Raw genomic sequence first — 13,789 nt, 5'->3', positions numbered from 1 at the left:
CCGGGAAACGGGATTTCAAAGAACCATTGGCCCCTGGTCCGCACGAGGCTCCTGCATCAAAACCAATTTGAGCGCTAGTTTGCCGCAGAGGACGCTCCGACCGCTTCTTGTGGCTCAATGTTCGATGAAATCGGCACGTCCAGATAGAACACTGTTCCTGACTCTGAATCAGACCAGAAGCCCACCTTGCCGCCAAGGTAGCGCTCGCCGATCAGCTTCATGCTGTGCGTGCCCAGGCCGCGCCCTTTTCCCTTGGTGCTGAAACTGTTTCGGAACATCTGTAAGCGAATATTTTTGGGCAGTTCCTGCTCATTGCCTTCGATGTAGTGCGGCTGTTCATTGCATCGCCCCGGTGTGCCGATTTTCCGCCTATTCAAAACCTTGGACAACCAGCATGATTTTGGGTATTTTGCACGCCTTTTGGCGATGTGCTTCGTCGTTATCGTCTGTTTTTATTTGCTTCCGGTAAAAAAGTAATCGGGTTTTCTTTTTTTTCGGAAGTCAAACAAGTGAGAAGGTGTATGAGTAAACGAGAGACTTGGAGCTCGCGCACAGGGTTCATCCTTGCTGCTGTGGGTTCCGCAATCGGGTTGGGGAACATCTGGCGTTTCCCTTACATGGTGTATGAGAACGGCGGCGGCGCCTTTCTCATTCCTTACTTTGTGGCCATGCTGACCGCGGGTATTCCCTTTATGATTCTGGAGTTTGGGCTTGGGCATCGGTTCCGTGGTTCAGCTCCGAAAATTTTTTCTTCCATTTCCCGCAAAATGGAGTGGCTCGGTTGGTGGCAGGTTGTTGTGGCAGCCTTTATCGCCACGTACTATGTCGTTGTCGTCTCCTGGGCGATTAACTATTTTGTCTTGTCTTTTAGCCTTGGCTGGGGCGATTTGCCAAAGGACTTTTTCTTTGGGGAGTTTTTGCAGCTGACGGATTCGCCCTTGAACATCGGCGGACTGAACATGTCCGTGTTTTATGGCGTACTCGTTGCCTGGGGCGTGACGTTTCTTGCGGTGTTCACCGGTGTGCGCGGCGGCGTAGAGCGTGCGAACAAGATTTTCATGCCCGTCCTTTTTGTGCTTGTTTTGGTCTTTATTGCCCGAGGCGTGACACTTCCCGGTGCAGGTGAAGGACTGGAATGGTTGTTCCATCCCGATTTCAACGCGCTTTTGGATTATTCCGTTTGGGCTGACGCGTATGGACAGATTTTTTACAGCTTGTCCATCGGATTCGCCATTATGTTGGCCTATTCGAGTTATTTGCCGAAGCGTTCCGATATCGCAAACAATGCCAGTATGACCGTGTTCATCAACTGCGGCTTTTCCATGCTGGCCGGGCTGATGATTTTCAGTGTGCTCGGCTATATGGCCATGCAACAGAATGTTCCCGTCAGCGAGGTGGCCGGTGCTGGTGTCGGTTTGGCCTTTGTCACGCTGCCCACGGCGATCAATCTGATGCCTATGCCGTCCTTCTTTGGTGCGCTGTTCTTCCTCGCCCTTGTTGTGGCCGGATTGTCCTCCCAGATTTCCATTTCCGAAGCAGTTGTTTCCGCGGTTATGGATAAGCTGGATATGTCTCGTAAACTGGCCGCTTCTTTGTTCTGCGGTGTCGGGCTGGTGCTCAGCTTGGCCTATGCCATGGACGGCGGTTTGTACCTTCTGGATATCGTGGACCATTTTGTTAACAACCATGGTGTGTTGCTTGGTGGTTTGGCGGAGATCCTTTTTGTCGCGTGGTTTTGTGACCTGGAAAGCCTGCGCAAGCATATCAACAACTTGTCCGATTTCTCGGTTTCCGGGATCTGGACAGCTGCTCTGCGTATCATCGTCCCGCCCATGCTGACGGTTGTTTGCGTTAGCAACCTGGTGGGGGATCTCACGGCCAACTATGGCGACTACTCTACCAAGGTGATCGTTCTCTTTGGTTGGGGAATGTTGCTTGTTTGCGCCGTGCTGGCGATTCTTTTTTCGGTGCGTAAGGGAGCCTTTGGTTCCAGTTCCACTCTCAACGCCAACTTCTTGCGGAGGTAGAGCATGAGTACCGTTGCAATCGTCATGATGGTTTTCGGCTTGGGGCTGACTTGGGGCGGAGCCGCCGCATGTCTGCGTCGGGCCATACGTCGATAACGATCTTCCGGCTTTTTACCGTGTAGGAATGATCCTACATAAAACGGCACTGTTGGCCTGGCGTGATTCGCGCCGGGCCTTTTTTTTGTTGTGGGAACAGCGGAAAGTGCCGACTGCTGCTTATCCCTTTTCATGTTTACAGAACTGGCGGTGAGGATTCGGCTATGCTATGATAAACAATCCGTTTATGCTGTTTGGGATAGGAGCCGCATGTCAGTGCAGATAATGAACAACACCAAGCCGAAGCTGACGTTGCTTTGGGTGGCGCTTCCCGTGGGAAGTGTGGCGTTGCTGTTTTTCATAATCGTTTTTGGTTTTATCTTGCCTGACACCCGTAATTTTCTTTTGGATCAAAAACGTGCTGATTTGCGAAATCTGGTGATGTCCGCGCATGGGGTACTTGCCTCACAGTATGAGCTTGTGCAGCGTGGCATGGTTACCGAAGAACAAGCACAGCAACGGGCCGCACAGATTATTGAATCAATGCGATTCGGGAAGGACGGTAAAAATTATTTTTGGATTAACGATCTGACCCCGCGAATGATCATGCATCCATGGCGACCCGAGTTGAATGGCCAGGATCTGACCGACTATACGGATCGGCACGGTGTGCATGTTTTCCAAGAGTTTGTTGGTGTGGTTGGCGAGACGGGGCGTGGATTCGTGGAATATGAGTGGCAGTGGAACGATGAGTCGGATTATATCGCGCCCAAGATGTCCTATGTCGAATTGTTTGAACCGTGGGGCTGGATTGTGGGGGCTGGCGTGTATCTTTCCGATGTACGCAGAGAGATGGACAAGCGAAGCGGTGTGCTTTGGGGAATTGGAATTGGTGGCGTTGTTTTGATTTCTTTCGGGCTTGGTCTGGTTGTCCGTCAATCGCACCTTGCTGATAGGCGGATGTGGCAACATTATGAAACCATGCGGGTGGTTTTTGATCAGAGTTTCCAATTCATGGCATTGCTGGACACTCAGGGCCGAGTTGTCGAGGTGAATAAAACCGCGTTGGAAGTATACGGTCTCGCCAAGTCGGAGGTTGTGGGCGGCTTTTTCTGGGAGACGGCATGGTGGGAGGGGGTCAAGGATGAACAGCAAAGACTGCGCAAATATGTTTTGCTGGCGGCACAGGGGCGGGGGCTGTGTTGGCGGACATCCCATGCCACGTTTGATGGCGGTACACTTGATATTTATGTTTCCTTAAAACCCGCCAGGGACGTTCGTGGAGGGGTCTTCGGGGTGATAGCTGAAGGACAGGACGTCACTGCGCAGATGCGGGCATTTGAAGACCGTCGCAGGACATTGGTTCAAATGGAGGAGCGCAACGAGGAGCTGGAGCGCGTGGCAGCCGTGATAGCACATGATCTCAGGAATCCCGTTGTGACGATCAAGGGCTTTACCGGTGTGCTGCGTCAAGCTTTGCAGGATGGGGACACCCAGAACGCCAGGCTCGCGTTGGGACGGGTGGATCAGGCTGGAGACCGTATCAACAGACTGCTTCGGGATCTGGGGTTGTTGTTTCGAGTGGATCGGCAACCTCCGCATTACGAGTGGGTTTCCATGGAGAAACTGACTCGCGGGATCATTCATGAGTATGCGGAACAGAATCCTCTTTGGCGCGATATTGTGCTGATTGAGGCTCCCCTTCCCGATGTTTGGGCAGATGCGGAGCGTCTGCGTCAGGTTTTGGTGCAGCTCTTGGAAAACGCGTTCCGGTTTGCATTGCCCGCGACTTTTCCACGTATCGAAGTGGGGGGCAGGGCAAGGAATTCGGAGTACGCGTTTTATGTTCGTGACCACGGGAAAGGCATTAACTCCGCTTATTTGGAGCGTATTTTTGATATTTTTGAACAGCTTGTCCCCGATAAGCGCGGCACCGGAATGGGGTTGACCCTGGTTCGTCGCATTATTCAACAACATGGGGGCCGTGTCTGGGCCGAGTCGGACGGAGAGAATCAAGGCTCGACAATATGGTTTACCTTGCCTCGGAAGGTGGGAACACCATCAACCATGGAGAATGTTTGAATGGCTGACTGTCCTAATGGAATTGGCGAGAAGGATTATGGGTTACACGAAGAGTCGTTGCAGTTTCTTTCCTCCATGCCAGTTGCCGTGGTCATCACCGGTGCGGGAGACAATATCATTCGTTACGCCAACCGTGAGATTCAGAATTTGCTTGATATTTCTCCGGAACAAATGGTTGGTACCTCTGCCCCCAATTATTACATAAATCCCGAAGTTCGGGCCGAGATGGTGGCGTTGCTCCAGCGCGATGGCAGGGTCGCGGCTCATGAAGTGGCCCTCCGCGGGCTTGAGGGGGAACAGGTCGTATGTCTCATTTCAGCGACCAAGATTCAGTTTGAAGCAGAGGATTGTTTTCTGTTTAGTTTGCTGAATATTACTTCAAGAAAAAAATCCGAAGCCGAGGTTGAAAAGTTGTCGCAGGCATTGCAACACAGCCCCATAGCCGTGTTCATGTGCGATACCGAGCGCCGTTCCATATACGCCAATCAGGCGTTCAACAAAATGACCGGTTACATATGGGATGAAATCGCGAAGTTGCGATTTGAGGATTTTATCGCCAAGGATCAGGATAAGCGGAGTTACGACCACATGTGGTGGAGTTTGGAAGAAGGGAAATCCTGGCGGGGCGAACTGCAACTGGCTCGAAGAGGAGAACGATTTTTTTGGGGTATGGTGCACGTCACCCCTATTTTGATTGGAGGGGGCAACGCCAGCCATTTCGTCTTTTTTTTGGAGGACATCACTCGTCGTAAGGTGGCAGAGGAGGTGCTCCAGGAGCGTCTTCATTTTATCCAGACCCTGATGGATGCGGTACCCATGCCGATTTACTACAAGAATTTGGAAGGGGTGTATCAGGGGTGCAATCAGGCTTTTGAACGCTACTTCGGCGTGGTGCGGCCGTTGATCATTGGGAAATCCCTGGAAGACGTTCACCCTTGGGCGGATGCTGGAGCCGTGCGGCGTCACGATCATCAGCTGGTGCAAAACGGAGGAGCGCAAGTATACGAAACGCCTATTCTGCGGAAGGATGGGTTGGAGCGGGAGGCCATTATCCACAAGGCCGTGTATCGAAGTTCCGAGGGGACGCCGTTGGGCATTGTCGGGTGTATCACCGATATCACGGAACGGAAAAAGGCTGAGCGCGAGGCGCGGGAAAATGAAGCCACATTGAGTCACGTTTTGGAAGGGATTCGGGCCGGGATTATGGTTGTGGACCCGCAAAAGCATTCTGTGGAGGACATGAATGCGCGGGCCAGGGAAATGCTTGGGGATCATTTTAGCGGCGATGATACCGGCTGTTCTGTTTGGGACTGCGGGTTGTTGACGTGGCGGGATGAATCTGGTCGTTCCGTTTCGGTGGAGGAATTGTTGTATCCTCAACAGGATAAGGAATACCGTATCTCGCAGGAGAACGGCGCGGGGTTGCCGGTTTCCTTGACGGTCTTGCCGACGGTTATTCGGGGAAAGGAACGGTTGCTCCAAATATTGTTTGATCTTTCCGAAAGAAAAGTCCTGGAACGGCAACTCAATCTTGCACAAAAGCTGGAGTCCGTTGGGCAGCTGGCCGCCGGTATAGCCCATGAAATCAATACTCCGGTCCAATACGTCGGAAGCAACCTGACATACATCAAAGAAGCCTTGGGAAGATTGAGGGACGAATTGGAAAAAGAGGGGCTGACACTTCCTCAGGACGTGGAGGAGGAATTGCGGGAGGAGCTTCCTGACGCCATTCAGGACGCGGAAGAAGGTGTTGGACGTGTTTCCGCCATCGTGCAGGCCATGCGCAAATTTTCCCATCCGGGCAGTGAGGAAGCGGTGTTGGTGGACGTCAATGAGGCCATTCGAAATACGGTGACCATAGCGCGCAACGAATGGAAATATCATTCCGAAATACAACTGGAGCTGGCAGATGCACTGCCGGAGTTGCCCTGCATTCCCGGTGACTTCAATCAGGTGCTGCTCAATGTCTTGGTCAATGCCGCGCACGCGGTGGCCGACAAGATGGGAGACAGCGGGGAGATGGGGCGGATCCGTATATCCACGGCCCTTGACGGTGAGTATATCCAGATAACCATTGCCGACAACGGCTGCGGCATTCCGGAAGAGCATCGGGATGTTATTTTTGATCCGTTTTTTACGACCAAAACCGTGGGGCGCGGAACCGGCCAAGGGTTGGCCATCACCCACGCCATTGTCGAGCGGCAACGGGGAAAGATCGACTTCACGTCCACCCCCGGAGAAGGCACAACGTTCGTGATCCGTTTCCCCTGGCGGGAAGCTTCCTGATAGGAGGGGAAGGCATGCGTGTTTTGTTCGTTGATGACGAGGAAAAAGTGCTGCGCGGAATCCGGCGCATGTTGCGTGGGCATGTGGACTGGCGGATGCATTTTTTGCAGGACGGCCGGGCAGCGTTGCATTTCCTGGAAAAGCATGACGTGGATATCGTGGTTGCGGATATGCGTATGCCAGGTATGGACGGGGTGCAGTTGCTCAATGCCGTACAAAAGACCCACCCTGGAGTTGTTCGTATTGTTCTTTCCGGCTACTCGGACCAGGAGACAGTGCTGCACACGGTCCGCCCGGCGCATCAATTTTTGAGCAAACCGTGTGAACGTGACACGCTGGTATCGGCATTGGAGCGGGTGCATTCGCTTCAGAGCGTGTTTACCAACAAGCGGTTGCGGAATGTGATGACGCGCATCGACTCACTGCCCGTATTGCCGTCAGTCTTGCAAAAACTCGAAGCCGAGCTTGAAGGGGATGATCCGTCCGTGGATCGTGCCGGTCGGATTTTGGCTATGGACGCGGCGCTCAGTGCCGGAGTGCTCAAAATGATCAATTCCGCGTTTTTCGGTCTGCCCACGGAAGTGACGACTCCAGGGCAGGCGGTGGCGCTTCTCGGGCTGGATGTGCTCAAGGGGTTGGTCTTTTCGGAATGCTTTTTTAATATGTATGAAAATCAAGCGCCGAATTCGAGGCTTTCCATGGAGCGTCTGCGTGAACACAATCTCCGGGTGGCCGGTTTTGCCCGTGTTGTGTGCGGTTCGATGGGCGGTGGGCAGGAACGGCGTTCCCAAGCTTTCCTCTGTGGGCTGTTGCATGATTTGGGGAAGTTGATTCTGGCCAACAGTCTGCCGGAAGAATATGCCAAGGCCTTGGAATATGCGAGAGCGAATAATGTCTCCATCCGGGAGGCGGAATTGGAGGTCTTTGGATCGGACCATGCGGATTTGGGCGGCTATCTTTTGGGATTGTGGGGCTTTTCCGAGGAGGTCGTTCGCGCGGTCGCCTGTCATCATATGCCCGGAGGATGCGTGGCCGAGCCGATGCGGTCCGTGACTGTAACGCATGTTGCCAACTATGTAGACCATCTTTTGGTGGTGCTGAACGAGCAGTATGCGGAGCACCCGCTTGATGCGCAATACGTGATTCAGGCAGGTGCCTTGGAGCAATTGCCGGTTTGGATCGAATCGTGCCATGGTATGCTGGGAGAAGGAGTCGCATGACGGACCGGATTCTATTTGTTGATGATGATGAGCGGCTGCTGAAGGCGGTTAAGCGCGCCTTGGGCAAAAAATACACGCTGGACACGGCGCTCGGACCGGATGAAGCAATGGAATGCGTTTCGGGCGACACGGCGTACGCGGTTGTCGTGTCCGACCTGAAAATGCCCGGCAAGGATGGGATCACCTTGTTGGAAGATATCCGTTCCGTATCATCGGATACGGTGCGGGTGGTGCTGACCGGGTATGCCGATCTGGAGTCGGCGGTAGCGGCCGTGAATCGCGGCGAAGTCTTCCGCTTTTTGACGAAACCCTGTGAAACGAAAGTGCTGGCAAAGGTACTGGACGATTGTTTGCACCAGTATCGGTTGGTGACGGCGGAACGGGAATTGTTGGAGCAAACCTTGAAAGGGTGCGTTTCCGTGCTTTCCGAGACGTTGTCACTGGTTAATCCTGAAGCCTTTGGGCGGGCCAACAGGGTGGCGAGGTTCACCAGAGCCATCGCAAAGCAAGCTCAATTGGAGGAGTTGTGGAAATACGAAATGGCCGCACTTCTTTCGCAGATCGGTTGTGTGGTCTTGCCGGAGGAAACATTGCACCGCCTGGCACGGGGAGGGGAACTCAAGCCTGAGGAGCGGCAACTGTACGACATGCATCCGCTGATAGGACGCAATTTGCTTTCCCATATTCCCCGACTGGAGGAGACCGCCGACATGGTCGCTTACCAGGAGAAAAATTTCGATGGTTCAGGAATTCCGCCGGATGGCGTTCAGGGAGAGGATATTCCGCTTGGAGCCAGAATTTTGCGCGTGGCCATTGATTTTGATGCCGCACTGAACCAGGAAAGCACCTTTGCCAAAGCATTTTATATTCTCCAAAAAACGATGGAACGCTATGATCCTTTTGTGTTGCGCTGTCTTGAAGCATGTCTCGGCAAGGAGGCCCACTTTGATTCAGCCAGTCTGAAAATCAAGGAGTTGCGGCACGGCATGGTCCTTGATCAGGCGGTGATGACGCATGGAGGATTATTTTTGCTTAAGGAGGGGCGTGAACTCAATTCCGTGCTGATCCAAAAGCTTCGGGCCGTGCATCAGCGGATGGGAATTGAGGAGCCTGTCAGTGTCCTTATCCCCGTGGGAGAGCACAAACGGGACGATGCGGATGTAAAGGAAGGATGACCAGGAGCCGGGCGGCCCCTGGTCGGATTGTTGTTTTGTTTTATTCGAGACCTTGCCCCGGGTGCATGGTTTGTCCCGTGAGGGTTGTTTCGTACCCCCCCAGATTATTGATGCGTTGTTTGAACGCCTCCGTGCCGATGAGGGCGAGCAGCGCCTGGAGTCGGAAGTCCTCGGCATGCTCTGCAGGGAAGATTAGGTCGTAGCGCTCCCTGGCCAAGGGGACGAAGTCGAGGTCCAGGGCTTCGGCGGCTGCGCGGATACCAAGACCGCAATCCGCAGCACCAGTGAGCACGTTTACGGCAACGGCCATGTGAGTGAACTCTTCATGCTCGTAGCCTCGAACCTGCTCAAAATCCACCCCTTCCACTTCCAGATGATGATCCAGAAGAATGCGTGTTCCCGCGCCCCGCTGTCTGTTGATGAACCGAATATCCTTACGCGTAAGGTCGCTCACGCCTTGAATACCTTTTGGGTTGCCCCGGGGCACGATGAGTCCCTGATGTCGGATGGCCAAGTTGACGACCTGGACAGCCAGGTTGGGCAGATAGCGACGCAGGAACGGGAAGTTGAAATCCCGGGTCTCGGGGTCAAACAAATGCGCTCCGGCAAAGAGGGCGGTGCCGTTTTTTACGGCCGTGAGCCCGCCCATGCTGCCGACATGGCTGGATGTGAGCCGAAGTGGAACCTCCAGGCCCATGAGCGCGTCCGCAAGAAGATCCAGGGTGTTGTCGTGGCTGCCAACGTGGATGAGTACGCGGGAAAGCTCGGCTTCGGGGACGAGCAGCTCCGCTGTGACAGTTTTCCCGGCTTCCACACCGTCCACGGATGTGGGAATGCGCGTTACGGCTTGGGCTTCCGTCAGGGTGGTGATCATCCCGGCTCCCCGGGAAAGCGGTGCGGCCAGGAAGCGGCCCCGGACTTCCCCTACGGCGAGGCGAACCACCTCCTCCTGGCCAAGTCGCGATGGTGTTCGCCGGATCAATTGAACCGGGAGGCTGCGTCGTTGAGGTGCGTCCCGACGGCTCAGGTAGGCGGCTATAGGGGCGAGGACATCCTCGAAGCAGATGACGGCGCTTACGGGATACCCCGGAGCGCCGACGAGCAGCTTTCCCTGGGCTTCGGCCAGGAGGGTCGGCTTGCCGGGCATGACGTTGATGCCGTGGCATAAAAGCGTGCCCACTTGTTCGAATACTGCTTTGGTGTAATCGCGGCTGCCAGCGGAAGAGCCGGCCCCCACCACCACAATATGGGCATCGGATGCCAGAGCATCCCGCACGGCCTGGGTCAATGCCGCCGCATCGTCGGGGATGGTGGCTGTGCGTGAGGGGATGGCGTTCCAGGAGCGTGCTAGGGAGGCAAAAACCTGGGAGTTGCTTTCAATGACCTGCCCTGGTTGCGGGGTGGGGCGCTGGGAAAAATCAAGCACCTCATCTCCGGTGGGGATGAAGGTCATACGTAGCCGTTCCAAAACTTGTATTTCCCATATCCCCGCAGCCAGGAGCGCCCCCACGTCGTAGGCTGAAAGAACGCGTCCCTGGGGCAGCAGCAGCTCCGTAGCCACAATGTCTTCGCCGATGCGCCGCACATGGTTCCACGGAAATGCCGGGGCTTCGATGCGGATGGTGGAATCATCCACCTGGAGTACGTTTTCGATCATGATTACCGCGTCACGTCCCTCGGGAAGGGGGTTGCCGGTATTTACCGGGTCGTAGTCACGACCTTTTTGCAGCTCCAGCGGGGCATCTTCTCTGGCCGCGAATGTGTCTGCGGCGCGGACGGCCACACCGTCCATGGCTGCGGAATGGAAAGTCGGCGAGGAGCACCGGGCCGTGACCGAGGTTGCCAGGGTACGGCCGGCGGCTTCGTGGGTAGGGATGGTTTCGGTTTGAACCAGCTCTTTTCGGTTCAGGGCGTCACAGGCGCGCTGAACGGCTTGGCGCGGGGGGATAAGATCCAAATAAACGTTGCGGCGACTCATGAGATTCTCGCTTTGGACTAATAGGTGAGTACGTTCACATGCTGCCCCTGGTACAATCCTTCGCTTGAAGCAGGGATGGCGGCCAGCCCGTGGCTTTGCAGCAGGGTGCGCATCAGGCCGGAACGTCCTGGCACGGGGTGGGCCAGCGGGAGGTCGTCCGGGCGCGGTTCCAGGCGAACGCGGATAAAGTCTTCGCGACCTTGGCGGGAAGCGATGTTGCGGGTCAGCTCCGCACGAACGGGAAAACGTTCCGGCGTTGCCGCGTCGGCGTCTGCTTCCAGGCTTCGTAGCAACGGCAGACCAAGCATGAGCATGACCACGTGCGCCGATGCGGTTTGCCCGGGCAGTCCCAGAATGGCCTTGTGGCCCTGCCGGGCGAGTATGGTGGGTTTGCCAGGACTCATGGCCACGCCATGAACAAGTATTTCGGTGTCCGGCAGATCCTCCAGGACTTCAACGGTGAGATCGCGGGTGCCAACGGAGCTGCCGCCGGAAAGAAACACGGCGTCATGTTCGGCCAGGGCGTGTTTCATGGCCTGCCGCAAGGCGTCGGCTTTGTCGGGTACGATGCCCAGGAAGTGTGCCTCGGCTCCGGCCTGGCGGGCCAGAGCGCGGATGGAAAAGGAGTTGACGTCCCGAACCTGACCGGGGCGCGGCACATTCTGCACGGGTACGACTTCGTTGCCCGTGGAGAGTACGGCCAGTTTCGGGCGTTGGTGGACGGTCACCTCGCCTATGCCCAATGCGGCAAGCAGGCCGGCATCCTGAACGCGCAGTCGCGTACCGGCGGTAAGCACGGTCTGCCCGGGTTCCGCATCTTCCCCCCGATGCATGACGTTTTCATAGGGTGCCACGCTTTTGCGGATTTCAATGGTTCCGCCCATGTCGTGGGTATGTTCGATCATGATCACGGCGTTGGCGTTTGCAGGGAGACAACCGCCCGTGGGAATGCGGGCGCAATGCCCTGGCTTGAGTGTAAACTCGGGGAAGGCATCGATTTCAATTTCCGCCTGTAATTCCAGGTAGGCGGGGTTGGACTCCCCGGCGCCGAAAATATCCTTGGCTTGCAGGGCATAGCCGTCCATACAGGAACGGGAGGTCAGAGGAAGATGTTCCTGGGAAACCACATCCGAGGCCAGGGGGCGGCCCGTAGCCTCCTCCAGAGGGACGGACTCCTTTGGCGTGTGGGGAAACGTAGAGCAATGCAGGAGAAAATCTTTGCGGGAAACAACATTGAAAAACATGGAAACTCCTGTCCGTGCGTCACTATTCGGGGTGTCGGGCAAGGCTGGGTTTGCTTCGCCCCTATGGAAGACGTATAAAGGAACTCATCGGTTATGAAAAGTATTCGACCATATCCAAGGAGTTGATACATGGGCGGGGACGTGAATCCGGATCAGGCAATGCTCAGCCACGTTGATGAAGATGGCAATCTGTGCATGGTGGACGTCGGGGATAAGCAAAGTACGGATCGACGCGCTTTGGCGCGGACCGAGGTTTTGTTGTCCGAGCGTACCATGCGGTTGTTGCAGAAGCAGGCGTTGCCCAAGGGAGATGTGCTTTCCGTGGCGAAGGTGGCCGGTATAATGGCCGCCAAGCGGACCCACGAGCTTATTCCGCTCTGCCATCCGCTGATGCTCAGCTACGTGGATGTGCGTTTTGATCTGGAACCGGAACGCAATGCCGTGGTGATTTTTGCCGAAGCTCGTACCTCGGGGCGCACCGGCCTGGAAATGGAGGCGCTTATGGCCGCTCAGGTGGCTGCATTGACCATCTATGACATGTGTAAGGCCGTGCAGAAGGATATCGTCATCGCGGAGTGCCGCTTGTTGCGCAAGAGCGGAGGCAAAAGCGGCCTGTATGAAGCACCGGAATTTCAAGCTTCCGGAATGGATTCCGACTAAAGCTCTACCTTTGAGGTGGGGTTAATATCGGGTTGTTGACAAACGATGCCGGGTGGTTCAAGGAATTATGCTAGAACTAGCATAACCAAAGGAGTTGCCATGTTGCGTCGAAGCGTTGCCAGCTTGATTGTGATGGCTTTAGGAATTTGTCTTGCGGTACCGGCCTGGGCCGGACTGAAGGGGGATGTGGTGGTGTTCCATGCGGGTTCGCTCACCGTCCCTTTGGCGGAAATGGAAAAGCAGTTCGAAGCGCTGTACCCGGATGTTGACATCAAACGTGAAGCCGGAGGAAGCACCAAAATGGCCCGGCTTATCTCCGAGGTGGGCAAGCCTGCGGACATAATGGCCTCTGCAGACTACAAGGTCATTGACAACAACCTTGTTCCCGGTTTTGCGGACATCAACATTCGTTTCGCCACCAACCAGCTTGTGCTGTGTTACACGGATCAAAGCCGTTTTGCGGATGAAATCAACGCGGATAATTGGCATGAGATCCTGCAGCGCGAAGGTGTGGTTTGGGGACATTCCGACCCCAACCTTGACCCGTGCGGGTACCGCAGCCTTATGGTGCTCCAGCTTGCCGAGAAATTTTATGATCAACCCGGTCTGTATGACCGTTTGGTCGAGGCGCGCAAGCCCGAGTGGATTCGGCCCAAGTCCGTGGAGTTGGTTTCAATGCTTAAGACCGGGAACATGGATTACGCTTGGGAATACCTTTCCGTGGCCGTCCAGCATGAATTGAAATATCTGACGTTGGATCCGCATATCAATCTGGGGGATTATCGTTACGATGATTTTTATGCCCAGGCTGCTGTGGAAGTGACCGGCAAAAAGCCCGGCACCATGATTACCAAGAAGGGCAAGTCCGTGACCTACGGCGTTACGCTGCTGCGCGAGGCCATGAACCGTGAAGCCGCCGTGGCCTTCCTGGAGTTCATGCTTTCCCCGGATCACGGCTTGAAGATTCTGAAGGATATGGGCCAACCGCCGTTCATCCCCTGCCGCATCCCCTCTGAAGACATGCTTCCGAAGGTTCCGGAGCAGTTGCGCTCTTTGGTGGAAGTGGCGAAGTAAATCTTAA

The 13,789-nt window shown here is 55.3% G+C and carries 11 protein-coding genes; 8 read left to right on the top strand and 3 right to left on the bottom strand.

Annotation, left to right across the window (positions count from 1 at the left end):
* Positions 1-74: 74 nt before the first annotated feature.
* Positions 75-389, bottom strand: a complete 315-nt coding sequence (locus B5D49_RS13360; protein WP_078718220.1) for a hypothetical protein — start codon at positions 387-389, stop codon at positions 75-77.
* 132 nt (positions 390-521) lie between these two features.
* Between B5D49_RS13360 and B5D49_RS13355 the strand changes: the two genes are divergently transcribed.
* The 6 genes from B5D49_RS13355 (at position 522) to B5D49_RS13335 (ending at position 8,826) form a co-directional block, all read left to right on the top strand.
* Complete coding sequence (locus B5D49_RS13355; RefSeq protein ID WP_078718219.1) at positions 522-2,027, top strand: sodium-dependent transporter; 1,506 nt, start codon at positions 522-524, stop codon at positions 2,025-2,027.
* Between the two features lie 3 nt (positions 2,028-2,030).
* Positions 2,031-2,123: a MetS family NSS transporter small subunit gene (locus B5D49_RS14785; RefSeq protein WP_144019501.1), complete on the top strand. Its 93-nt coding sequence runs from the start codon at positions 2,031-2,033 to the stop codon at positions 2,121-2,123.
* Positions 2,124-2,348: 225 nt separating this feature from the next.
* Positions 2,349-4,145: a cache domain-containing protein gene (locus B5D49_RS13350; protein WP_234990756.1), complete on the top strand. Its 1,797-nt coding sequence runs from the start codon at positions 2,349-2,351 to the stop codon at positions 4,143-4,145.
* Positions 4,146-6,431, top strand: a complete 2,286-nt coding sequence (locus B5D49_RS13345) for a PAS domain S-box protein (RefSeq protein WP_078718217.1) — start codon at positions 4,146-4,148, stop codon at positions 6,429-6,431.
* 14 nt (positions 6,432-6,445) lie between these two features.
* On the top strand, positions 6,446-7,651 hold the full coding sequence (locus B5D49_RS13340) for a response regulator (RefSeq protein WP_078718216.1): 1,206 nt from the start codon (positions 6,446-6,448) through the stop codon (positions 7,649-7,651).
* Positions 7,648-8,826 carry an HD domain-containing phosphohydrolase gene (locus B5D49_RS13335; protein ID WP_078718214.1) on the top strand — a complete coding sequence of 393 codons (1,179 nt, stop codon included), beginning with the start codon at positions 7,648-7,650 and terminating at the stop codon, positions 8,824-8,826. Before B5D49_RS13340 ends, B5D49_RS13335 begins: the two co-directional genes overlap by 4 nt.
* 40 nt (positions 8,827-8,866) lie before the next feature.
* Here B5D49_RS13335 and B5D49_RS13330 read toward each other — a convergent pair whose 3' ends face one another.
* Positions 8,867-10,804, bottom strand: a complete 1,938-nt coding sequence (locus tag B5D49_RS13330) for a molybdopterin biosynthesis protein (RefSeq protein WP_078718213.1) — start codon at positions 10,802-10,804, stop codon at positions 8,867-8,869.
* Between the two features lie 17 nt (positions 10,805-10,821).
* Positions 10,822-12,048: a molybdopterin molybdotransferase MoeA gene (locus B5D49_RS13325; protein WP_078718211.1), complete on the bottom strand. Its 1,227-nt coding sequence runs from the start codon at positions 12,046-12,048 to the stop codon at positions 10,822-10,824.
* A gap of 129 nt (positions 12,049-12,177) precedes the next feature.
* Here B5D49_RS13325 and moaC point away from each other — a divergent pair, with 129 nt between their 5' ends.
* Entirely contained in the window at positions 12,178-12,708 is a 531-nt protein-coding gene (moaC, locus tag B5D49_RS13320) for a cyclic pyranopterin monophosphate synthase MoaC (RefSeq protein ID WP_078718210.1), read from the top strand.
* Between the two features lie 99 nt (positions 12,709-12,807).
* A complete protein-coding gene (wtpA, locus tag B5D49_RS13315; RefSeq protein ID WP_078718208.1) occupies positions 12,808-13,782 on the top strand; it encodes a tungstate ABC transporter substrate-binding protein WtpA in 975 nt (324 codons plus the stop codon).
* Positions 13,783-13,789 lie beyond the last annotated feature (7 nt).

This window comes from Paucidesulfovibrio gracilis DSM 16080 (assembly GCF_900167125.1).
Taxonomy (GTDB): Bacteria; Desulfobacterota; Desulfovibrionia; order Desulfovibrionales; family Desulfovibrionaceae; genus Paucidesulfovibrio; species Paucidesulfovibrio gracilis.
The sequence above is the reverse complement of the archived record's forward strand: the minus strand, read 5'-3'. Positions and strand labels throughout refer to the sequence as shown.

Bases quoted from the DNA above. Each gene is read 5' to 3' on its own strand.
- moaC (WP_078718210.1), top strand. From the start codon at position 12,178: ATGGGCGGGGACGTGAATCCGGATCAGGCAATGCTCAGCCACGTTGAT.
- B5D49_RS14785 (WP_144019501.1), top strand. From the start codon at position 2,031: ATGAGTACCGTTGCAATCGTCATGATGGTTTTCGGCTTGGGGCTGACT.
- B5D49_RS13325 (WP_078718211.1), bottom strand. From the start codon at position 12,048: ATGTTTTTCAATGTTGTTTCCCGCAAAGATTTTCTCCTGCATTGCTCT.
- wtpA (WP_078718208.1), top strand. From the start codon at position 12,808: ATGTTGCGTCGAAGCGTTGCCAGCTTGATTGTGATGGCTTTAGGAATT.
- B5D49_RS13330 (WP_078718213.1), bottom strand. From the start codon at position 10,804: ATGAGTCGCCGCAACGTTTATTTGGATCTTATCCCCCCGCGCCAAGCC.
- B5D49_RS13335 (WP_078718214.1), top strand. From the start codon at position 7,648: ATGACGGACCGGATTCTATTTGTTGATGATGATGAGCGGCTGCTGAAG.
- B5D49_RS13355 (WP_078718219.1), top strand. From the start codon at position 522: ATGAGTAAACGAGAGACTTGGAGCTCGCGCACAGGGTTCATCCTTGCT.
- B5D49_RS13340 (WP_078718216.1), top strand. From the start codon at position 6,446: ATGCGTGTTTTGTTCGTTGATGACGAGGAAAAAGTGCTGCGCGGAATC.
- B5D49_RS13345 (WP_078718217.1), top strand. From the start codon at position 4,146: ATGGCTGACTGTCCTAATGGAATTGGCGAGAAGGATTATGGGTTACAC.
- B5D49_RS13350 (WP_234990756.1), top strand. From the start codon at position 2,349: ATGAACAACACCAAGCCGAAGCTGACGTTGCTTTGGGTGGCGCTTCCC.